Here is a 20,825-nt window from a genome sequence, read left to right on the forward strand (position 1 = left end):
ATGAGCGGGAGCGACGGACAATGACCCAATCGGCAGCCATCGTCACAGGGGCGGCGGGCGATATCGGTGCGGCGATCGCCGTCCGGCTTGCCGATGATCATGACGTCGTGCTGCTCGCCGACATCGATGCCGCGGCTGCGGCCGCCGTCGCCTCGAGGCTCGGGCCGGAGGATCGCTTCGTCGCCGTCGGCTGCGATGTGACCAGCGAGAGGAGCATATCAGAACTGGCAAAACGCGCGGCTGATATCGGCGTGGTGCGAACCCTCGTCAACAATGCCGGTGCGGCCCGCGCCACCAGCCTGCACGACACGACGCCGGAGATCTGGCGGGCGGACAATGCGCTCAATCTCGAAGCCGCCTTCCTGTGTTTCCGCGCCTTCGAGCCGATGCTGAAGGTCTCCAAAGGCTCCGTCGTCAACATCGCCTCGGTCAACGGCATGAACGTTTTCGGCCACCCGGCCTATAGCGCCGCCAAGGCCGGGCTTCTGCATTTCACCCGGCTTGTCGCTGTGGAATACGGCAAGTTCGGCATCCGCTCCAATGCCGTCGCCCCCGGCACGGTGAAGACGCAGGCCTGGGAGGCGCGCGTCGCCGCCAATCCGAATGTCTTCGAGGAGGCGCGCCGCTGGTATCCGCTGCAGCGCGTCGTCGATCCCCGAGATGTCGCCAATGCCGTGGGCTTCCTTGCCGGCCCGCTCGCCGCCGCCATCACAGGGGTCTGCCTGCCCGTCGATTGCGGGCTGACGGCAGGCCAGGCCGAACTGGCGCGGACCTTCTCCCAATCGGAGCATTATTGATATCAGGCGCTCCGATCTGAGCCGACAAGACAGCATAATTTGACCTTTTGGACTGCCCGCCGTGGCCGCGCCTGCCGATTTTCCTGACGATTGATGATCTGATGAGCCGCCTCTTCCCTGAAGTCTTCCGCAATCCGGCGATCCGCGCCAGCATGATCGCCATTTTCACCTTCGGCATGGCGGGGGCGATGACGGCGCCCTATCGTTCGATCGTCGGCATCCGCGAGCTGGGGTTGAGCGACGGGCTCTATTCGTTCCTGAGCTTCGCCTCGGCGGCGGTGAATGTGGTGATCAGCGTCCTGCTCGGCAATCTCGCCGACCGGCTCGGCGAATACCGTTCGGCGATGATCGGCACCTGTCTCTTCGGCATCGTCGGCTACGGCATGGTCTATACGTTTCCGAGCGCGGCCACCTTCGCCGTCAGCGCGCTGCTGCCGATGCCGATCTACGGGGCGCTGAACTCGCTGCTGTTTGCCAATGCGCGCGCGGCGATGCAGGGCATGAGCCGGAACGACGTGGTGACGGCCAATTCAGGCGTGCGGGCGATGATCTCGCTCTCCTGGGTGCTGATCCCCGGCATGACGGGCCTTGTGCTTTCGGGTGCATCGAGCATGCTGCCGGCCTATCTCTTCGCCGCCATCGCGTGCGTTCTATGCCAGGGCATCATCCTCTTCGCTTTGCCGAAGCGGGTCGGAACGGAAATGGCGGCCGTTCACCATCTCACCTATCTCGGTGCGCTCAGGCAGGTGGTATCGCCGCGGATTTCGGCGCACATCGCAGGTGTGGCGCTGATCACCAGCACGCTGCATCTGAACGACGCCCTGCTGCCGCTGATCGCCACCGGCGCGGCGCATGGCCGGCTCAGCGATGTCGGCATCCTCGTCGGCATCGTCGCGCTTCTGGAGGTCGTCTTCATCATCGTCTGGTCGCGGATCGCGCGGAAGACCGGGCAGATGACGGCGCTTGCCGCCGGCACCATCATCTACGCGCTGTTCCTCAGCCTGCTCGGCTTTGCCTCCGCGCCATGGCACCTCTATGCACTGACCCTGATCGCCGGCATCGGTGCTGCGGCGATCATCAGCATTCCGATCACCTATCTGCAGGATCTCATTGCCGATCGGCCGGGGCTCGGCAGCGCCCTGATCTCCGTCAATATTTTTGCGAGCGCGGGGATCGGCGCTCTGGTCTTCGCCGCCGGCACTTGGGCTACCGGTTATTCCGGAACGGCCGTTCTCAGCGCCGTCACCGGATTGTCGGGGATCGCCCTCCTCGGCCTGCTGCAGCGCCGCCCTGCCGTTGCCCCTGCTGACACCGAGGTTCAATAGGCCGAAGGAAGAATGTGGCTTTCATCCCTACCCGTCTTGTGACAAGGGTGGTGAGGCATATCCTCTGAAGGCGACATGAAGGCGATCTCCGGCACGAATCTCGAGCAGGCCAAGTCTCACAATCGGCGGGTGGTGATCGAGTTGATCCGCACGCATGGCTCCCTGTCGCGGGCGGCAATCGCCCGGATGACGGCGCTGACGCCGCAGACGGTGTCGAACATTGTCGAGGAGCTGGAGAGGTCGCATCTGCTTGTCGCCGCCGAGGCGCAGAAGCTGGCGCGCGGCCAGCCGATCATTCCTTATTCCATCAATCCGGCCGGCGCCTATTCGATCGGCCTCGAACTTGGCCGCCAGCGGGCGAGCGGCGTGCTGACCGATCTTGCCGGCGCCGTCTGTGCGCGCGTCGAACGCCAGATCGAACACCCCGATCCGCAGCGGGCGATGCCGGTCCTCCAGTCGATCGTCGAGCATCTCAAACAGGCCTCCGCCTTCGATCAGGAGCGGCTGCTCGGCGTCGGCATCGCTCTGCCCGGCCGCTATGCCGAGGGCGGCACCACCTCCCTCAGCCCGCAGAGCCTGCCCGGCTGGCAGGGGTTTCCCGTCGGCCACGAGCTGAAACAGCGGCTCAACGTGCCGGTGCTGGTCGAGAACGATGCGACGGCGGCTGCGATCGGCGAGCGGCTTCACGGCGTCGCCCGCGGCCTCGCCAGCTTCGTCTACCTGTTTCTGGCCGGCGGCGGCGGCATCGGCGCCGGCATGCTCCTCGACGGCCACCTCTACAAGGGCAGCCGCAACAATGCCGGCGAGATCGGCCATATCATCGTCGAGCCGAACGGCAGACTCTGCAGCTGCGGCAAACGCGGCTGCCTCGATCGTTACATCTCGCCGTCGGTCGCCTACGAATTCATGGGCATCGCCGATGCAGGGGGGCTCTCGCCCGACGATCTCGACGCGCGGATCGACAGGGGAAACGAAGGTCTAAACGCCTGGCTCGACCAGGCCGTCCAGCCGCTGCGGCAGACCGTCGATTTCCTGGAACTCGCCTTCGATCCTGAGACCATCGTGCTCGGCGGCAGTCTGCCGGCCTCGCTGATGCGCCGGCTTGCCGAACGGCTGGAGCCGCTGCACGACCCAATCGACCCCGGCCGGCAGCGGACGGTGCCGCGCGTGATGATCGGCATGACCGGCCAGGACACCGCCATCCTCGGCGCCGCCGCCCTGCCGATCTTTTCCGAAACCAATCCACGCTTCGACGTGCTGCAGAAGCCGGTCGGCTAAAAAGGTTGGCCGATATCTTGACGATTTCCCGTTAGCTTAGAGAGTAGGTCAACGGCCACGGGATATGCCCCTCACCCTCACCCTCTCCCCGTTATGACGGGGAGAGGGGACGTGCCCTGCGAGACGTTGGCGAGGGACGGAGGGGTTGCGGCATCTTCCCTTCTCCCCGCGGGCGGGGAGAAGGTGGCGGCAGCCGGATGAGGGGCAGCCCTCTTGAGCGGGCGCGCAAAGATGATCACGTTCCCGAGAAGCGTCAGCGCCAGGCCGATCAGGCCGAGACCGCTCCAGTGGTAGCCCTCGAAGACCGTCGACAGCGACAGGGCGACGATCGGGAACAGCACAGTCGCATAGGCAGCCCGTGAGGAGCCGATGCGCGACACCAGCATGAGGTAGGTGGTGAAACCGATCACCGATCCGATGGCCGAGAGATAGAGCAGCGCGGCAAGATAGGTGATGCCTGATGGCGCCACGATCGGCGTCTGCGTCACGGCAATCAGCACGAGGAGGACGATCGTGCCATAGGTCATGCCCCAGGCATTGGCGGTCAGCGGTGAGATGCCGGCCGCGCTGTTGCGGCGCGATGCCATGTTGCCGAGCGAGAAGAACAGCGTGCCGAGCGCTGCGAGCCCGATCCCTTTCAACGTGCCCATATCGAAATCGACGACGACCTCCTCTCCGAACAGCAGGAGAAGGCCGGTGGCGCCGAGCGCCGCGGCGAGCAGCGTGCGGCCGGTAATGCGGTCGCCGAAGAAGAGGCGCGCATTGACGGCATTGTAGATCGTCGCGAGCGAGAAGATCACCGAGATCAGCCCTGAAGGAATAAAGCCGGCGGCGTTGTAGAAACAGATGAAATTGAGGCTGAACAGGCAGAGCGCCTGCGCCAGGATGAAGGGTTGATCGCGCAAGGCAGGGAGCTTCAGCCTCCGCATGGCGGCCAGGATGACAACGAGGATCACGGCTGCCAGCGCAAATCGGTAAAAGACCGAAACCAGGACCGGCACGGGACCGACCTGCATTGCAATGGCGATCCAGGTCGTCCCCCATATGAGAACGGTCGCGATGAAAAGAACGGCATTTGCCATGGAGTCATCCTCGTTTTCTCCACGAATAGGCGAAGCATGCGCGGGTCTCTTGCAGATTCTTGCTGTGAAATCGGTTTGCCCGGACTTCACGCTCGCCATATCAGGCGTCGCCCCGTATTGTTCCGAACGCGTGGCCAGCTGTGGGAAAGAATTGGTGAAAGATAGCCGTCTCTCGGTTTTCAGGTTTTTGTCCGCCTCTCCCAAGGCGCGGATGTCACAATCGATCGATCTCGGTTTCGGGCGATCGGCTGCCATCTGGAGCAATGCGCATGACTGGATGCGCTATGAGCGGCCGGACGGTCACACGTTCAGCCTTTATCTCAGCGGCGGCGCCGGAACGCGTCGGCTGGATGGCGGCCCCGACGTGCGCGGCCGTCCGGGTGTGCTGTGCATCATGCCGCAGGGGCACTCGTCCGAATGGGAGATCACCGACTTCTTCGAATTCGTCCATCTGTATGTTCCCGACGATCAGATGCGCCGGATGTTTGCCGAGACGTTTGACCGCGATGCGCGGCTCATGGCTTTTCCCGAAGTGACCTTCGACGATGCACCTGCCCTGGCGCTGAGGCTTCGGCAGATGACGGAAGCGATGTTGGCGGGCGGTCATCTGCTGGCCGAAGAAGCGATGACGCAGGCGATCCACGACCTCTTCGTCGATCCGCGCTATGGAGGCATGCGTGCCCGCGCGATCAGCGGCGGGCTCGCGCCGCATGTGCGGCGCCGAACTCTGGATCATATCGAGGCCCATCTCGGCGAGACGATCCGCTTGCAGGATCTGGCTGATATCGGGCAGCTCAGCGCCTTTCATTTTCAGCGGATGTTCCGGGCAAGCTTTGGCGTGTCGCCGCATGGCTGGGTGGCGCACCGTCGTGTCGAGCGCGCCAAATCGATGTTATCAGGCATGGAGCCGATCGCGCAGATCGCTTCGGCCTGCGGCTTCAGCAGCCAGAGCCACCTGACGCGGGCCTTCAAGCTGGGCACTGGCGTCACACCCTCTGCCTACCGGCAGCGGCAGTGAAGGCCGGCGCTAAAGCGTGTCGCGATCTTTCAGATTCGCTTGTCACGCTTTAGGTCTTTGCTTTTACGCATGTCTTTATCGCAAAACCGCTGCACACTTTTGCGAGACATGCCTTACGACTGTTGCAGCCCGTAAAGCAGCGGCATCAGCCCTGCGAGCGCCTTGAAGCGCTCCCAGGATTTGGCCGGCGGCTTCGTCCAGCCGGTTTCGGCAAGCCCCGAGATACGCGGGAAGACGAGGCGGTCGAAGACGGCGCGGTCGGTCATCGGTTCCGACCATATGCAGGCCTGGATGCCGAGCAGCTGCTGTTTCTGCGCCGCCGTCCAGCCGCCCACCGGATCGAACTTATAGATCTTTTCCGCGTCCGAATTCCCCGCCCAGCTGGCGCCCGGCTCGTCCCAATCGGGCCTCAGCGCCATGTCGAGGTAGTAGACCTGGCCGGGGCAGACGACCATCTGATAGCCGCGTTCGGCGAGTTCGGCCGAGACCTCGACATTGCGCCAGCTGCAGAGATAGCTCTTCTCCTTGTCGATGACATCGCCGTGTGCCGCTTCTTCCCAGCCGCCGGTGATGCAGCCCTTGCTTGCCAGGAAACGCTGCACGCGCTCCAGGAACTCCGCCTGCAGGATCGCTGCGCCCGAACCGTGAATATCGTCGGCGCCATGGGTATTGGTCACGACATTCAGTCGCTTGGCATGCGCATCGGCGACCGCGTCGCCGGCGACGGCGCGCAGGCGATCGAGTGCTGCCGGCGAACCGGACCACGCCCCGAGCGGCACCTCGTCGGCGCCGAGATGGATGACCTTGAACGGGAAGAGCTCGATCAGTTCGGAAAGGATGGTCTCGACGATCTCGTAGGTCTGCTCGCGGGCCGGATTGATGCAATTGTCGGGAAAGCCCTGGACCGAGTAGTAGCTGCCTTTCTCGGCCGGATCGCGCAGCTCCGGGATCGCCTGCTGCATGGCGTAGCAATGGCCGGGCATATCGATCTCGGGCACGATCTCGATGCCGAAGCTCTTCGCATGGGCGACGATCTCTCGGATGACGGATTTGGTGTAGTAGCCGCCGGTTCGGGCCGGGCTCGACCCCAGCAGCGGCGGCACGGCAAGACCGTGGCCGCGCCAGGCGCCGATCTCGGTCAGGGCGGGATAGGCGTCGATCTCGACGCGCCAGGCCTCGTCGTCGGAAAGGTGCCAGTGGAAGCGGTTGAGCTTGTTCCAGGCAAGCACCGCCAGCAGCTTCTTGACCTCGGCGGCGCCGTAAAACTGGCGGGCGACATCGAGATGCAGGCCGCGCCAGCCCATCGCCGGCTCGTCGACGATCTCGCCGGCTCCAGGAAACTGGAAGACGCCGGGATGCAGCCTGGCGCCGCGCCAGATTTGGCCGAGTGTCACCAGACCATAGAGGAAGCCGGTGCGGCTGCTCGCCTCGACCGTCAGGGTCTCGTCGTCGAAGCTCAGCCGATAGGCTTCGGGGCCGAAGCCGGCGGCATCCTTCAGCATGACCGGGACCGCGCCTTCCGCCGCGCTTCGGACAATGCCCTCGACGGCGAAGAGATGGTCGACCAGCGTCGTGAAGCTTTGCGCCGCCGCCTCCCCTTCGCCGCTCTGCGCCAGCGGGGCAAAGCCGGCCGGCAGCGGCCGGCGCGAGGCGACCGCGACGTGGTTCGGCCAGGGGATGACCGAAATCTGAACGGGCGCGTTGGCGGGAACGGGATAGATCTCGGCGCCGCGCTTCAGCGCTGCATTGCTGACCGATGAGCGCGTCGGCTCGACACCCAGCACGATGGTGCTGCCATCCGAAAGCGCCAGATAGGCGCTAGTCGCGCCGTCCGTCCAGTGTCGGAACTGCCAGCTCAGCGCATAGACGGAGATCGTCCAGGTCTCGCCGGCGCCGAGCACGAAACCGGCCGGCGGCTGGAATTCGGTGAAATTCGAAAGCCGTTGCGAAACGGTCGCGCCTTCGACGCGCCCGGCGGGATCGACACGGCCCGGGCCGCTGACGCAGAGGGAAAAACTCGAAAGCGGTTCGCTGCCGAGGTTCTTGAGGCGCAGGACGTAGGAAAATTCCTTGCCGTCGGCAGGCGGGTTCCAGAGGGTTTCAAGCCGCAGGGTATTCGGTCGCGGTGTCGACATCATCACTCTTCCTTGAGGGGAAAACCAGGTTTTCGAGCGTTCCGGCACAGCGCCGGGATCGGCATGGCGTTGAAGTCAATCAAATTGATTTAATATTGATAGTCGGTTTTTCGCCGGGGCGTCAATCGCCGATGCGGAATTTCTGCGGCCGACCCCAGGGCCAATGCCGGCCGCCGATCGCGGATAATCCTTTTGGCCGAGGTGCATTTCGGGAAAAAATTTCGGCTGGCCGCCGTGCGTTAACCATTAAGGTACCTTTAAGTACAATAATTGATCCAACGATGGCGAATTGACCGCCCCATACGGGTCGATAAGCATGAGGCTGCTCGCCACGGCCCGGATGTTCCCGGGATGCAACCCATCCAACTTCCGAACCAGGCGAATTTCCAATGACGAGCATCAATACGAACAATTCCGCGATGGCTGCCCTCCAGACGCTGCGCAGCATCAACTCTAACCTCGAATCGACCCAGAACAGCGTTTCGACCGGTTATCGCGTCGACACCGCATCCGACAATGCTGCCTACTGGTCCATCGCCACCACGATGCGCTCCGATAACAAGGCCCTTTCGGCCGTCTCCGACGCGCTTGGCCTCGGTGCGGCAAAGGTCGATACCGCTTACACGGCAATGGAAAGCGCCATCGACGTCGTCGACGAGATCAAAGCCAAGCTGGTGGCGGCGACCGAAGACGGTGTCGACAAATCAAAGGTCCAGGAAGAAATCAGCCAGCTGCAGGAGCAGCTGATGAGCATTGCCCAGTCGGCATCCTTCTCGGGCGAGAACTGGGTCGCCGGCGAGAGCGGCACGAAAAGCGTTGTCTCGTCCTTCGTTCGCGACGGCTCCGGCGCCGTGTCCGTCAAGATGACGGAATATGCATTGGACACCAGCTCCGCCGGCAATGTGCTGTTCGGCATGAGCAGCGGGTCGATCGAAACCTCCTCGGGTATTCTCGGAACGGCGGATGCAAACGGCGATTCCGTCTACTCGCTCGACATTACCGACTTTACCACCGGTCAGATCCAGTCGGCGCTGTCGACCATCGAATCGGCGCTGTCGGCGATGACCTCGGCCGGTGCGCAATTGGGTTCGATCTCGACGCGCATCGACCTGCAGGAAGACTTCGTCAGTGCGCTTTCGGATTCGATCGACTCCGGCGTCGGCCGCCTGGTCGATGCCGACATGGAGGAGGAATCGAGCAAGCTGTCGGCCTTGCAGACACAGCAGCAGCTGGCGATCCAGTCGCTGTCGATTGCGAATTCGTCGTCCCAGAACATCATGTCGCTGTTCCGCGGCTAATCCTGGTCGATGCAAAGGGAGCCCGGCGCATAGAACGCCCGGACCACATTCGCTGATCGAACCCCGAGCCTGGCCTTCCGGCCAGGCTCGGTCGCATTTCGGCATGGAGCCGCCATTTCACGATCCCTTGTCGATCTGCCGATCACCGGTAAGATTTCTCTCACTCTTTTTGCGCCATCCTCTGATTCCCCTCTGGCACTCATCGACGAGATCTCCATGGCCCCCAACCGGACGCGCAGCTTGCAAATGCCACGACGCGAAGAGCTTGGCCTCTTTGCGATCAGCAACGGTTCCGGGCTGTCGATATCGGCGCTGCCGAACGGGACGCTGTTTGCCATCGACTATGCCGACGAGAAGGGGGCTGTGCAGATCAACCAGATCCAGGGCTCGCCGCTGTCAGGCGGCATTGGCCGCCTTTACCTGCGCGTCGGCGGTGCCCGCCCCGATGTCGTCGAGATCGTCGGCCCCCGTGCCGATGGCAGTTTCGCCTATGATGCGACGAGCTTCTCCTGGAGCGGCAAGACAGGCGATATTGCCTACGACGTCCGCCTCGCGCTTCACCCCTCCGAAACGGCATGGTTCTGGCGCGCCTCGATCCGGCATCTGAAAGAGGGAACTCTGCCGGCGGATGTGGTGCTGATCCAGGATGTCGGCCTCGGCGATCGCGGCTTTCTGATGAACAGCGAGTCCTATGCCTCGCAATATGTCGATCATCACATTGCTGATCACCCGGCCATTGGCTTCGTGGTGATGAACCGGCAAAATCTCAAACAATCCGGCGGCCGCAATCCGTGGCTGGCGCAAGGCTGCCTCGACGGGGCTGTCGCCTATGCCACCGATGCGATCCAGCTCGTGCAGGCAAAAGATCGGCTCGAGGACCTGCTGGTCGGCCCTTTCGGCACCCGGCTGCCCAGCGAACGGCGGCAGCAGGAGACCGCCTGCCCCGCCGTTCAATCGAGATCGCTGTCGGTCACACCGGATGGCGCGACGGCGAGTTTCTTTGCCCTGTTCGCCGCCGATCATCCCGATGCATCGAGCGACGCCGACCTTTCGCGGCTCGACGGCATCGCGCTGCCGGACGAGACGGCCGCTCATCTGGAGGCGGCGGCACCGGTTCGCAGCCTGCTCCAGGACGCTCCCTTGCTGGAAGTCGAGACACTCGACAAAAAGGCCATCACCCGGCTCTATCCCGAGCGAAGCCTGGAAGAGCGCGGCCACGGAAAACTGCTTTCGTTTTTCGTGCCGGACGGTGCTCTTAACCGCCATGTCGTGCTGCGGGACAAGGAACTTGTCATCGCGCGCCGCCACGGCGCGATCGTCCGAAGCGGCCAGAACATACTGCTTGACGATGCCACGCTCGCCGCCACCTGCTGGATGCAGGGGATATTCGCCGCGCAGCTGACGATCGGCAACACGTCCTTCCACAAGCTCTTTTCAGTCTCGCGTGATCCCTACAATCTGACGCGCGCCAGCGGACTGCGCATCATGGCCGATCTCGGCGCCGGCTGGCAGCTTCTGGCGGTGCCGTCGGCCTTCGAGATGGGTTTGAGCGACTGCCGCTGGATCTATCAATGCCCGGAGCAGACGATCATCGTGACGGCCGTCGCCTCCGGCGAGGATGCGGCGATGCAATGGAGCCTCTCCGTCGAGGGCAAGCCGTGCCGTTTCCTGGTCTTCGGTCATGTTGTGCTCGGCGAGCGCGAATATGACGCGGGCGGGCAGATTGATTTCGATCCCGCGCGCAAACGCATCTCCTTCCGGCCCGACCCGGCCTGGCTCTGGGGCGAGCGTTACCCCGATGCCGTCTATTGGCTGGTAAGTTCGACGCCCGACGCCATCGAGGAGATCGGCGGCGACGAGCTGCTCTATGCCGATGGCCTTGCACGCAACGGCGCTTTCGTGGCGCTACGCTCCCGGCCGACGCAGGCCCTCTCCTTCGCCGTCGTCGGCTCGATGACCGATGCTGAAGACGCCGAGCGGCTGGCGCAGCGTTATGAGGCCGGGATCAGCGAGGAAGCCATGCTCGCGCCGGCATCGACATTCTGGCGCAAGGCCGTGCGCGGCATGCGGATCGACAGCGCGTCGCCCGATCTTGCCGCCCAGGCGACCCTCCTGCCCTGGCTGGCGCATGACGCCATCGTGCATCTGAGCGTGCCGCATGGGCTGGAGCAATATACGGGTGCGGCCTGGGGCACGCGCGACGCCTGCCAGGGGCCGATCGAATTCCTGCTCGCCTATGAGCATGACCGCGAAGCCAGGCAAGTGCTGAAAACCGTCTTCAGCGAACAGTACCTTGAAAAAGGCGACTGGCCGCAATGGTTCATGCTGGAGCCCTACGCCAACATCCGGGCGGGCGACTGTCACGGCGACATCATCGTCTGGCCGTTGAAGGCGCTCTGCGACTATATCGAAGCGACCGGCGATCTCGCCATTCTCGATGAGAAGGTGTCCTGGCGCGATGAAAAGACCATGCAGAAGGCGCCGGAAGCCGACACCATCGCCGTCCATGTCGAAAAGCTGCTCGATACCGTCCGCGAACGCTTCATCCCCGGAACCCATCTGATCCGTTATGGCGAGGGCGATTGGAACGATTCGCTGCAGCCGGCCGATCCGCATCTGCGCGACTGGATGGTCAGCAGCTGGACCGTCGCCCTGCTCTACGAGCAGATCGTCCGCTATTCCGCGATCCGCCGCCGCCTCGGTCACAAGGGCAAGGCCAAGGCGCTGAGCAAGATCGCAACGGCGATGCGCCGGGATTTCAATCGCCATCTCGTGCGGGACGGCGTCGTTGCCGGCTACGGCATCTTCGATCCCGCCCATGACAGCGTCGAATTGCTGCTGCATCCGAGCGACACGCGCACCGGCCTCTCCTTCTCGCTGATCGCGATGACGCAGGCGATGCTCGGCAAGCTGTTCACGCCGGCACAGAGGCGCCATCACATGCAGCTGATCGAGGAGCATCTGCTTTTCCCCGACGGCGTGCGGCTGATGGAAAAGCCCGCGACCTACGCCGGCGGGCCTGAAACGCTGTTCCGCCGGGCCGAATCTTCCTCTTTCTTCGGCCGCGAGATCGGGCTGATGTATGTGCATGCGCATCTGCGTTATTGCGAAACGCTTGCCCTGGACGCTGCGGCCGACGCGCTCTGGGAGGCGATCGCCGTCGTCAATCCGGTCGCCGTCACGAAGGCCTTGCCGCAAGCATCGCTGCGCCAGCGCAATACCTATTTCAGCAGCAGCGACGCGGCCTTCCCTGACCGCTATCAGGCGGCGGATGATTGGGCGCGCGTCAAGGCCGGCAAGATCGCCGTCGACGGCGGATGGCGCATCTATTCGAGCGGGCCGGGCCTCTACACCAGGAGCTTCGTCGAAAATATCCTCGGTTTCAAACGGCGCTTCGGCCGGCGCCGGCGCAAACCGCTTCTGCCGGCGGCGCACGCCACCCTCGATCTGAGGACGGATCATGCCGCCTGGCGGCGGTTGATGAAGCCGAAGCCGCAGATGTGAATTCAGGATAAGTTGGTCGCGTCGCGCAGCTCTTCGAAGCGCGCCGCACTCTTCGACAAGTGGCTGCGGATCGCGCGGCGCGCGGCCGCTTCGTTGCCGTCGCGGATCGCCGCGAAGATGGCGTGGTGTTCCCGGCGCATGCGGGCGGCGTGGCGCTTGCGCTCGAAAGCCGTCATCTTGTCGAGGCGCGCCCATTGGCGCGGCACCATAATATCGCCGAACGTGTCGAAGAGGCGGCTGTAGTAGGAATTCTGCGTCGCGACCAGGATCGACCGGTGGAAGGCGTAATCCTCCTGCGCGCCGTATCCGCCCTTTTCCAGCGCCTTGTCGAGGGCATCGAGGCGGTCCTGCATGCGTTCGACGTCCTCCGGCGTGCGCCGTAGCGCGGCAAGACCGGCGGCTTCATATTCGACCCCCATGCGCAGTTCCAGCACCCGCAGAACCTCGTCGATCGACTGCAGGTCGTTGGGGATGATCGAGAAGGATCGCGGGTTGGGATCGTTCGAAACGAAAGCGCCGAGGCCCTGATGCGTGGTGATCAGGCCTTTGGCGCGCAGCGTGGCGAGCGCCTCGCGCACGATTGTCCGGCTGACGCCGGTCGCCGCCATGATCGCCTGTTCGGTCGGCAGGCGCTGGCCTGGTTTCAGGTCGCCGGATTCGATCTGCGCCATCAGCGTATCGGCAAGGCCGCTGCGCAGGTTCGGCTGGCGAATGGTCGTGAAGAGCGCGTTGTCCTTGTCCGTCATCCTGGCTCGATCCTGCCGTCGATCATTTGCTTTTGCTAACGCATGGCGGCTGGAAAGGCAAAAGGACGTGCGCCACAGCAGCACCCGGTCACTGGGTGGCGCGGATCACCGCGCCAGCCAGCCGCCATCGACGGGCAGCACCGTCCCATGCACATAGTCGGATGCCGACGATGCCAGGAAGACGGCCGCACCGCCGAGTTCATCGGGCTTCCCCCAGCGCCCGGCCGGAATGCGGGCGAGGATGGCGGCATTGCGATCCGGATCCTCGCGCAGCGCCGTCGTATTGTTGGTGACGAAGTAACCCGGCGCGATGGCGTTGACGTTGACGCCCTTGCCGGCCCATTCGCAGGCAAGCAGCTTGGTCAGGCCGGCAAGGCCGCTTTTCGAGGCGGTATAGGAGGGGATGCGGATGCCGCCCTGGAAGGACAGCAGCGAGGCGATGTTGATGATCTTGCCCCTGCCCTTGTCGATCATGTGGCGGCCGGCCGCCTGCGACAGGAAGAAGGCCGTCTTCAGGTTGACGTCGATCACCGCGTCCCAGTCTTCTTCGGTGAAATCGAGCGCATCGGCGCGGCGGATGATGCCGGCATTGTTGACGAGGATGTCGAGGCCGCCGAAGGTCTGGATGGCTTCAGTGACGACCCCCTTGACCGGTTCGATCGTGCCGAGATCGGCCTTGATGACGTGGAAGCGGCTGCCCGCTTCCTTCACCAATGCCTCGGTTTCGTCCATCGAGGAGCGCCCGACGGCGACGATCGAGGCGCCGGCCGCGGCGAGCGCCGCCGCGATGGCCTGGCCGATCCCGGTATTGGCGCCGGTGACCACGGCCGTCTTGCCGGAAAGATCGAAGGGATTGGCCACGGCGCTCACCTCAGATCCGCAATGGCGATATGGTCCATGTCGGTGAAGCTCTTATTGTCGCCGGCCATCGCCCAGATGAAGCTGTAGTTCTTGGTGCCGGCGCCGGAATGGATCGACCAGGGCGGCGAGATGACCGCCTGCTCGTTGGCGACGAGCATATGCCGGGTCTGCTGCGGCTCGCCCATGAAGTGGAAGACGCGCTGCTCGGCTTCGAGATCGAAATAGAGATAGGCCTCCATGCGCCGGTCATGCGTATGGGCCGGCATGGTGTTCCAGACGCTGCCCGGCTCGATCATGGTGAAGCCGAGGGTGAGCTGGCAGGACTGGCAAACCTCCGGGTGGATGAACTGGTAGATCGACCGCTTGTTGGCCGTCGCGGCTTCGCCCGGCGTCAGGTGACGGGCCTTTTCGCGGGTGAGCAGCACGGTCGGATGCGTCTGATGGGCCGGCGTCGAGACCAGATAGAACTTGGCCGGGTTGGCGGCATCCGCGCTCTCGAACCGGATGTCCTTGGCGCCCTTGCCGGCATAGAGGCAATCATATTTGGCAAGGTCGTAGCTGGTGCCGTCGACGATGATGCGGCCGGCGCCGCCGATGTTGAGCGCGCCGAGCTCACGCTCGGCAAGGAAGGTTTCCTGTCCGATCGCCGTCGGCGCCGTCAGCGCCAGTCCATCGGCGAGCGGCGTCGCTCCGCCGATGACCATGCGGTCGTAATGCGAATAGGTCAGCCGGATCTCGCCGCCTTCGAAGATGGTTTCCACCAGAAAGTGACGCCGCAGCGTTTCGGTGTCGTAACCGCGCACGGCCTCGGGGTGGGAGGCGTGCCTCACGTCGATCTGCATGTCAATTTTCCTTCAGCTTCATTGTCGTCAGGCGGCACCGCCATTGCGGAAAGCTGGTCATATCAGACGGTTTTCCGCTGCGGTGGTATCCGTCTGGTTACATAGTTGTACGACAAGTTCGGTGTCAACAGCTTTGTCCGCGCTTGGCCGAGCAGAGGCGGGCCACAAGAGCATTCAAGCACAGGTGAGAACAGACAGGAGAAATTGCTTGGCCGGTTCGGTGGCCAAAACGAAAAAGCCTGCCGCGGGAGGAGGTGCGGCAGGCTTTTCGAAAAGAACCGAACGACAGCTGGGAGGAGGAGTGCTGTCGTTCCCGCAGGCGACCCTGGGAGGAGGACGGGCGCCTGCATATCGAAGGGATGCGGGAGGAGATGCATCGCTTCGATGGAAATAATCATACTTATTTTGTGCCCAGTTGATAGGCATTTCTTTGCAATGCAGCCATGCATTATGCGAAATGCTCATGGCTACAGGCACCGCAAAAGCTAAGCGCCCGCTCGGGAGAAGCAGGCGCTGGGCAAGGCTCGAAGTTGGTCGTCTGTCAGGCCGTTATCGGCCGATGGCTGCACGAGCGATAGTGCGGATTTCGCCGCGGCCGATGCCGAGGTCGTCCAGTTCGCGCGTGGTCATACGGCCCAGTTCAGCGACCGTCTGACGGTACTTGCGCCAATTGTTGAAAGAGCGTGCTACGTTCATGATGATCCCCTTTCCGTGGGCTTTCGAAGCCTAGCTGCCAGTCCTTGGCGCTTCGTTCGCTTCGATGAGCCGTATATAATATGGGACCGGCGGTTGTTGCAGCGCCAATGCAACACTGCACCTATGCAACGCCTGCATGGGTTGTCGCGTCAGATGGGCTCAGGATCTGTAGCGGTCGAAGGCAGTCAGCCGCACCGTCGGCGGATCCGCCTCTCTCCATCTGTAGATTTCCGAGCGCAGATAGGAAAGCTCGTCGCCGAGATCGTCTTCGCCGACTTCGATCCACCAGGACTTCGGACGGCCGTCACTTCCGTCAGACCAGCGATAGCCCCTCGCCTTCAGATGGTCCTTCATTTCGAACGGGCTGTGTTCGGCGAAGATACGAATGCGCGAGCGCTGGCTCGTCCGGTAGAGTTCGGCAAAGGGGCTTTCACCCTCACCTTGCTGTCGGTCGAGGATTTCCAGGAGCGCGTGGCAATCGTCCACCGCGCGATGGCCCTCATGGAAATAACCAGCCTGGCCGACGAGGTAACCGAGCTTGGTGCCCTCGAAGCCGCGCGCGCTCCAGTCGATTTCAGACACCGAACATGCCCAGGCCTTGCCGGTGAAGAGCGGCGAGAAGGCCTCGCAGAACGGCCGGTCGAAACCGGCATTGTGGGCGATGATCAGATCGGCGGGTTCGATCAGATCGCTGAGCGACCTGATGTCGATCACTTGTCCTTCGACCATCGCATCAGTGATCCCCGTCAGCCGGGTGACCTCGGGCGGGATCGGCCGCGACGGCTGCTGCAGGCCGCCATAGATGCCGACGATATCGCCGACGGTGCCGTCGTCGTCGAAGGTAAAGGCGACGGCGCCGATCTCGATGATCTCGTCGCTGCGATGGTTGAGGCCCGTCGTCTCCGTGTCGAGAACGACGCCGAGCCGCGAAAATTCCGGCCGCCTGACCGAGGCAATCGGCCGGGCGGTCAGTTTCCTGAGGATGCGATAGTTGCCGCTCTCTTCAAGTGCGCGCGCCATGTCTTCATCGGAACGGGCGGCCGGCTGCGACGGTGGCCGGCGCGACGGAGCGCGCGCCTTGGTGACCACCGGCGACGGCCTGGAAAACATGTCGAGTTGCGAATCTCTCTGCACGCTCATCGGACCTGTATGTCACGTGGACGCGGTTTAATCCATCGCGCGGGGCGCTATCCCCAGCCCTTGTCTTTTATCGGGATGAAAGTTTAGCTGAGCGCGAGGATCCAAAGGAGAAGACATGTCCGGTGACAATGGCAAAGGCGCCGACGTAGACGTCGTCATCATCGGCGGTGGCGCTGCCGGCATTGCCGCCGCTCGGCGCTTGCAGGCCATCCGTCTGGATCTTTCGATTCTCCTGCTGGAAGCCGGCGACCGCCTCGGCGGCAGGGCCTGGACGGTCCGGCTGCCGGGAGCAGCCGACGTCGCGCTCGATCTCGGCTGCGGCTGGCTGCACGGGGCGCGGACCAATGCCTGGACTGATATTGCCGAGGAGGTCGGCTTGACGGTCGACCGCACACCGGCGCCCTGGAGCGGCGGACGGCGGCTGCAGCAGAACGACGCGGAGACCCAGGCCGCGCAGGAGGCGATCGGCGCCTTTTTCGAACGGCTCGACAGCCATGAAGGCGATGATGCCGATCTGGCGGCTGTGCTCGAGCCCGGAAATGAATGGAACGGCCAGATCCGGGCAATCGGCACTTACATCACCGGCGCCGAACTGGAACGGTCTTCGGTCGTCGACTACAACCGATATGACCCAGGCCCTGGTCCCGACTGGCGGGTGCGCCAGGGCTACGGAACCTTGATCTCGGTCTATGGCAGGCCGGTTCCGGCAAGGCTCGGCGTCGAGGTCAGCCGTATCGATCATCGCCATGCCGGCCGGATTGGCATCGAGACGAACCAAGGGGTGCTGAGCGCCCGTGCCGTGCTGGTGACCGTTTCGACAAATATGCTTGCGGCCGAAAAGATCGCCTTCGACCCGCCCTTGCCTGAAAAAACGCAGGCCGCCGCCCGTTTGCCGCTCGGCCTCGCCGACAAGCTCTTCCTCGGACTTGCGCATCCGGAGGCGCTGCCGCCTGACACCCATATGCTCGGCTCCATCAGCCGCGGTGCAACCGGCACCTATCAGCTCCGGCCACTCGGCGCTCCTGTTGTCGAAGCCTATTTTGGCGGTGACCTCGCCCACGATCTGGAGCGAGAGGGCGGCGAGGCTGCCTTTTCCTTCGCCGCCGATGAGCTGGCGGGGCAATTCGGCGCTGATATCCGCAAGGAATTGTCGCTGGCGGCTATCTCGGCCTGGGCCGCTGCACCCCATATCGGCGGCTCCTATTCCTATGCCGAGCCCGGCGCCTCCGATCTGCGTGCTGTGCTCGCAGCACCGCATGACGAGCGGATATTTTTTGCCGGCGAAGCCTGTTCGCGCTCGCGTTACTCGACGGCGCACGGCGCCTACGACACCGGTGTCGCCGCAGCCGATCGGATCGCCGCCTCGTTCTCGAGAAAAGCATGACCAATCCCAACTGCGCGGCAGGCGGGAATATGTTTTCCCACTTGTTGCACGGGCGGGATTGGTTATGCTGCGCCTGCCCCTGCGCCAGATGAGCCCAGGGCGCCAGACGTCATCCGGCGGCAGCGGCCGCCTCAAGCTCGATATTGTCATTAGATTGCGGAAGCCCCGGCTTCTACCCCGACGATTTTTTCGCGTCGGCTGCGGGTATCCGCATGAGGAGGAAGAAATGGATTATCGCAAGCTCGGTCCCAGCGGGGCCGTCGTCACCGCCTATTGCCTGGGCACCATGACCTTCGGCGCGGAGGCCGACGAAGCGGCTTCGCACAAGCTGCTCGACGATTATTTCGCCTGGGGCGGTAATTTCATCGATACCGCCGATGTCTACAGCGCCGGCAAGTCGGAAGAGATCATCGGCCGCTGGCTGAAGGCGCGCCCGACCGAGGCCCGCCAGGCGATCGTCGCCACCAAGGGCCGGTTTCCGATGGGCAACGGCCCCAACGATATCGGCTTGTCGCGCCGGCATCTCGGCCAGGCGCTCGACGATTCTCTGCGCCGGCTCGGCCTCGAGCAGATCGACCTCTACCAGATGCATGCCTGGGACGCGTTGACGCCGATCGAAGAGACGTTGCGTTTCCTCGACGATGCGGTTTCGTCAGGCAAGATCGGCTATTACGGCTTTTCCAACTATGTCGGCTGGCATATCGCCAAGGCATCGGAGATCGCCAAGGCGCGCGGTTATACGCGGCCGGTGACGCTGCAGCCGCAATATAATCTGCTGGTGCGCGACATCGAGCTCGAAATCGTCGCGGCTTGCCAGGATGCCGGCATGGGTCTGTTGCCGTGGTCGCCGCTCGGCGGCGGCTGGCTGACCGGCAAATATAAGCGCGACGAGATGCCGACCGGCGCCACCCGCCTCGGCGAAAACCCCAATCGCGGCGGCGAATCCTATGCGCCGCGCAATGCCCAGGAGCGCACCTGGGCGATCATCGGCGCTGTGGAGGAGATCGCCCGGGCGCGCGACGTGAGCATGGCGCAGGTAGCGCTCGCCTGGACGACGGCGCAGCCAGCCGTCACCTCGGTCATTCTCGGCGCCCGCACCCCCGAGCAGCTCGCCGACAATCTCGGCGCCATGAAGCTCGAGCTTTCCAAGGAAGAGATGACCAGGCTCAACGAGGTCAGCGCTCCGCAGCCTCTGGATTACCCCTATGGCAAGGGCGGTATTGCCCAGCGCCACCGCAAGATCGAGGGCGGTCGCTGAGCCTTTCGGCCGGACAGATCGACGCAAAAAGCCGCCATGTTTTCATGGCGGCTCAACCTAGGCTTTTTCGGCATGCCCGGGTTTGACCCACGGCTGTCAGGTTCGTACGGGGCTGTACCGGCGACTGCCCCTCACCCTAGCCCTCTCCCCGTAAACGGGGCGAGGGGACGTGCCACGCGAGAGGCTGGAGAGAGACGGAGATCGCGACTTGTCCCCTTCTCCCCGTTTACGGGGAGAAGGGGGCGGCAGCCGGATGAGGGGCTGCCCTCAGCGATCTCCTGGCGCCAGATGGCCGTCAATACCAGCGTCGTTACCTTCAAGCCGCCTGTACGGCCGCGTTCAGCGGGATTTCGACGTCGATCTCGAGGGTCGAGACATATTCGTTGCGGTCGATCGTCACCTGCACCTTGTCGTGGTCGAGTTCGACGTGCTTGGCGATGACAGCTAGGATTTCCTCGCGCAGCAGGGTGACCAGGTCCGATCCTGCCGAGGCGCGCTCGTGGGCGAGAAGCACCTGCAGGCGTTCACGGGCGGCGGGCGCGGTTCTTTGTTTGTTGAAGAGACGGAAAATATTCATGCCGCCCTCCGTCCGAAAAGCTTGCCGAAAATATTGCGCTTTTCCTCGGGGATGGCCATCGGCAGGGTCTCGCCGGCAAGCCGGCGGGCGGCATCGAAATAGGCCATGGCGGCCGGGCTGCGGCTTTCGGCCAGTGTGACCGGCGCACCGACGTTGGAGGCACGCAGCACATCCATGCTTTCCGGAACGATGCCGAGCAGCGGGATGGACAGGATTTCCAGCACGTCGTCGACCTTCAGCATGTCGCCGCGCTCGGCGCGGTTGGCGTCGTAGCGGGTGAGCAGCAGGTGCTTTTCCATCCGCTCGCCGCGTTCGGCCTTGGCGGTCTTGGCATCGAGCAAGCCGATGATGCGGTCGGAATCGCGCACCGAGGAAACTTCCGGGTTGGTGACGACGACGGCGACATCGGCATGGCGCATGGCAAGTGTCGCGCCGCGTTCGATGCCGGCGGGGCTGTCGCAGATAATCCAGTCGAAATAGCGCTTCAGATCGTTGATGACGCGCTCGACGCCCTCGGCCGTCAGATTGTCCTTGTCGCGCGTCTGCGAGGCCGGCAGCAGGAACAGCGTTTCCAGCCGCTTGTCGCGGATCAGCGCCTGGGTGAGCTTGGCGTCGCCCTGGATGACGTTGATGAGGTCGTAGACGACCCGGCGTTCGGCGCCCATCACTAGGTCGAGATTGCGCAAGCCGACGTCGAAGTCGACGACGACGACCTTTTCATTGCGTTGCGCCAGCGCCGCTCCCAATGCGGCCGTCGAGGTCGTCTTTCCGACCCCGCCCTTGCCTGACGTGACGACGATCACTTTCCCCATGTCTCTCTCCTTTGCCGTGCCGCAGTAATTCAAAGTGTTGCGCCGCGTCCTTTGCGCGTCTTTTGAAGACGC

General features: G+C 63.7%; 17 protein-coding genes. 8 read left to right on the forward strand and 9 right to left on the reverse strand.

Annotated features, from left to right (window positions below; genetic code table 11):
- The first annotated feature begins 20 nt into the window (after positions 1-20).
- The 3 genes from N2597_RS30475 to N2597_RS30485 all read left to right on the forward strand — a co-directional run bounded on the left by N2597_RS30475 (position 21) and on the right by N2597_RS30485 (position 3,400).
- Complete coding sequence (locus tag N2597_RS30475) at positions 21-797, forward strand: SDR family oxidoreductase (protein WP_183598174.1); 777 nt, start codon at positions 21-23, stop codon at positions 795-797.
- Between the two features lie 101 nt (positions 798-898).
- Entirely contained in the window at positions 899-2,122 is a 1,224-nt protein-coding gene (locus N2597_RS30480; RefSeq protein WP_183598176.1) for an MFS transporter, read from the forward strand.
- Positions 2,123-2,197: 75 nt separating this feature from the next.
- A complete protein-coding gene (locus N2597_RS30485; RefSeq protein WP_183598178.1) occupies positions 2,198-3,400 on the forward strand; it encodes an ROK family transcriptional regulator in 1,203 nt (400 codons plus the stop codon).
- Positions 3,401-3,477: 77 nt separating this feature from the next.
- On the opposite strand, the gene N2597_RS30490 is transcribed toward N2597_RS30485, so the two are convergent.
- Positions 3,478-4,482 carry a DMT family transporter gene (locus N2597_RS30490; protein ID WP_096763592.1) on the reverse strand — a complete coding sequence of 335 codons (1,005 nt, stop codon included), beginning with the start codon at positions 4,480-4,482 and terminating at the stop codon, positions 3,478-3,480.
- A gap of 154 nt (positions 4,483-4,636) precedes the next feature.
- Here N2597_RS30490 and N2597_RS30495 point away from each other — a divergent pair, with 154 nt between their 5' ends.
- On the forward strand, positions 4,637-5,500 hold the full coding sequence (locus N2597_RS30495; protein WP_479725379.1) for a helix-turn-helix domain-containing protein: 864 nt from the start codon (positions 4,637-4,639) through the stop codon (positions 5,498-5,500).
- A 113-nt stretch (positions 5,501-5,613) separates the two neighbouring features.
- On the opposite strand, the gene N2597_RS30500 is transcribed toward N2597_RS30495, so the two are convergent.
- Positions 5,614-7,635 carry a beta-N-acetylhexosaminidase gene (locus N2597_RS30500; RefSeq protein ID WP_183598180.1) on the reverse strand — a complete coding sequence of 674 codons (2,022 nt, stop codon included), beginning with the start codon at positions 7,633-7,635 and terminating at the stop codon, positions 5,614-5,616.
- Positions 7,636-8,024: 389 nt separating this feature from the next.
- Between N2597_RS30500 and N2597_RS30505 the strand changes: the two genes are divergently transcribed.
- Positions 8,025-8,933, forward strand: coding sequence for a flagellin N-terminal helical domain-containing protein (locus N2597_RS30505; protein ID WP_183598182.1), 909 nt, complete (start codon positions 8,025-8,027; stop codon positions 8,931-8,933).
- A gap of 216 nt (positions 8,934-9,149) precedes the next feature.
- Positions 9,150-12,437, forward strand: a complete 3,288-nt coding sequence (locus N2597_RS30510) for a GH36-type glycosyl hydrolase domain-containing protein (protein ID WP_183598184.1) — start codon at positions 9,150-9,152, stop codon at positions 12,435-12,437.
- A 2-nt stretch (positions 12,438-12,439) separates the two neighbouring features.
- Here the strand turns inward: N2597_RS30510 and N2597_RS30515 are convergent, their stop codons facing one another.
- From N2597_RS30515 to N2597_RS30535, 5 genes are all read right to left on the reverse strand, one after another.
- Positions 12,440-13,183 carry a FadR/GntR family transcriptional regulator gene (locus tag N2597_RS30515; RefSeq protein ID WP_077989581.1) on the reverse strand — a complete coding sequence of 248 codons (744 nt, stop codon included), beginning with the start codon at positions 13,181-13,183 and terminating at the stop codon, positions 12,440-12,442.
- 105 nt (positions 13,184-13,288) lie between these two features.
- A complete protein-coding gene (kduD, locus tag N2597_RS30520; RefSeq protein ID WP_281040124.1) occupies positions 13,289-14,053 on the reverse strand; it encodes a 2-dehydro-3-deoxy-D-gluconate 5-dehydrogenase KduD in 765 nt (254 codons plus the stop codon).
- Positions 14,050-14,886, reverse strand: a complete 837-nt coding sequence (kduI, locus tag N2597_RS30525; protein WP_077989580.1) for a 5-dehydro-4-deoxy-D-glucuronate isomerase — start codon at positions 14,884-14,886, stop codon at positions 14,050-14,052. Before kduI ends, kduD begins: the two co-directional genes overlap by 4 nt.
- A 549-nt stretch (positions 14,887-15,435) precedes the next feature.
- Positions 15,436-15,582 (reverse strand): DUF1127 domain-containing protein, encoded by a 147-nt coding sequence (locus N2597_RS30530; protein WP_009982429.1) that lies wholly within the window; start codon positions 15,580-15,582, stop codon positions 15,436-15,438.
- Between the two features lie 159 nt (positions 15,583-15,741).
- On the reverse strand, positions 15,742-16,722 hold the full coding sequence (locus N2597_RS30535) for a 3'-5' exonuclease (RefSeq protein ID WP_077989578.1): 981 nt from the start codon (positions 16,720-16,722) through the stop codon (positions 15,742-15,744).
- A gap of 115 nt (positions 16,723-16,837) precedes the next feature.
- Between N2597_RS30535 and N2597_RS30540 the strand changes: the two genes are divergently transcribed.
- Together N2597_RS30540 and N2597_RS30545 are read left to right on the forward strand one after the other, a co-directional pair.
- A complete protein-coding gene (locus tag N2597_RS30540; RefSeq protein WP_077989577.1) occupies positions 16,838-18,106 on the forward strand; it encodes a flavin monoamine oxidase family protein in 1,269 nt (422 codons plus the stop codon).
- 226 nt (positions 18,107-18,332) lie between these two features.
- The gene (locus N2597_RS30545; RefSeq protein ID WP_183598186.1) at positions 18,333-19,364 is read left to right on the forward strand and encodes an aldo/keto reductase; all 1,032 of its coding nucleotides are present in this window, start codon (positions 18,333-18,335) and stop codon (positions 19,362-19,364) included.
- 316 nt (positions 19,365-19,680) lie between these two features.
- Here the strand turns inward: N2597_RS30545 and minE are convergent, their stop codons facing one another.
- Both minE and minD read right to left on the reverse strand, forming a co-directional pair.
- Entirely contained in the window at positions 19,681-19,941 is a 261-nt protein-coding gene (minE, locus tag N2597_RS30550; RefSeq protein ID WP_004674690.1) for a cell division topological specificity factor MinE, read from the reverse strand.
- A complete protein-coding gene (minD, locus tag N2597_RS30555) occupies positions 19,938-20,753 on the reverse strand; it encodes a septum site-determining protein MinD (RefSeq protein ID WP_016736745.1) in 816 nt (271 codons plus the stop codon). Before minD ends, minE begins: the two co-directional genes overlap by 4 nt.
- Between the last annotated feature and the right edge of the window lie 72 nt (positions 20,754-20,825).

The sequence above is a fragment of the Rhizobium sophoriradicis genome, assembly GCF_025200795.1.
Lineage (GTDB): Bacteria > Pseudomonadota > Alphaproteobacteria > Rhizobiales > Rhizobiaceae > Rhizobium > Rhizobium sophoriradicis.

Bases quoted from the DNA above. Each gene is read 5' to 3' on its own strand.
- N2597_RS30475 (WP_183598174.1), top strand. From the start codon at position 21: ATGACCCAATCGGCAGCCATCGTCACAGGGGCGGCGGGCGATATCGGT.
- N2597_RS30480 (WP_183598176.1), top strand. From the start codon at position 899: ATGAGCCGCCTCTTCCCTGAAGTCTTCCGCAATCCGGCGATCCGCGCC.
- N2597_RS30485 (WP_183598178.1), top strand. From the start codon at position 2,198: ATGAAGGCGATCTCCGGCACGAATCTCGAGCAGGCCAAGTCTCACAAT.
- N2597_RS30490 (WP_096763592.1), bottom strand. From the start codon at position 4,482: ATGGCAAATGCCGTTCTTTTCATCGCGACCGTTCTCATATGGGGGACG.
- N2597_RS30500 (WP_183598180.1), bottom strand. From the start codon at position 7,635: ATGTCGACACCGCGACCGAATACCCTGCGGCTTGAAACCCTCTGGAAC.
- N2597_RS30505 (WP_183598182.1), top strand. From the start codon at position 8,025: ATGACGAGCATCAATACGAACAATTCCGCGATGGCTGCCCTCCAGACG.
- N2597_RS30510 (WP_183598184.1), top strand. From the start codon at position 9,150: ATGGCCCCCAACCGGACGCGCAGCTTGCAAATGCCACGACGCGAAGAG.
- N2597_RS30515 (WP_077989581.1), bottom strand. From the start codon at position 13,183: ATGACGGACAAGGACAACGCGCTCTTCACGACCATTCGCCAGCCGAAC.
- kduI (WP_077989580.1), bottom strand. From the start codon at position 14,886: ATGCAGATCGACGTGAGGCACGCCTCCCACCCCGAGGCCGTGCGCGGT.
- N2597_RS30530 (WP_009982429.1), bottom strand. From the start codon at position 15,582: ATGAACGTAGCACGCTCTTTCAACAATTGGCGCAAGTACCGTCAGACG.
- N2597_RS30535 (WP_077989578.1), bottom strand. From the start codon at position 16,722: ATGAGCGTGCAGAGAGATTCGCAACTCGACATGTTTTCCAGGCCGTCG.
- N2597_RS30540 (WP_077989577.1), top strand. From the start codon at position 16,838: ATGTCCGGTGACAATGGCAAAGGCGCCGACGTAGACGTCGTCATCATC.
- N2597_RS30545 (WP_183598186.1), top strand. From the start codon at position 18,333: ATGGATTATCGCAAGCTCGGTCCCAGCGGGGCCGTCGTCACCGCCTAT.
- minE (WP_004674690.1), bottom strand. From the start codon at position 19,941: ATGAATATTTTCCGTCTCTTCAACAAACAAAGAACCGCGCCCGCCGCC.
- minD (WP_016736745.1), bottom strand. From the start codon at position 20,753: ATGGGGAAAGTGATCGTCGTCACGTCAGGCAAGGGCGGGGTCGGAAAG.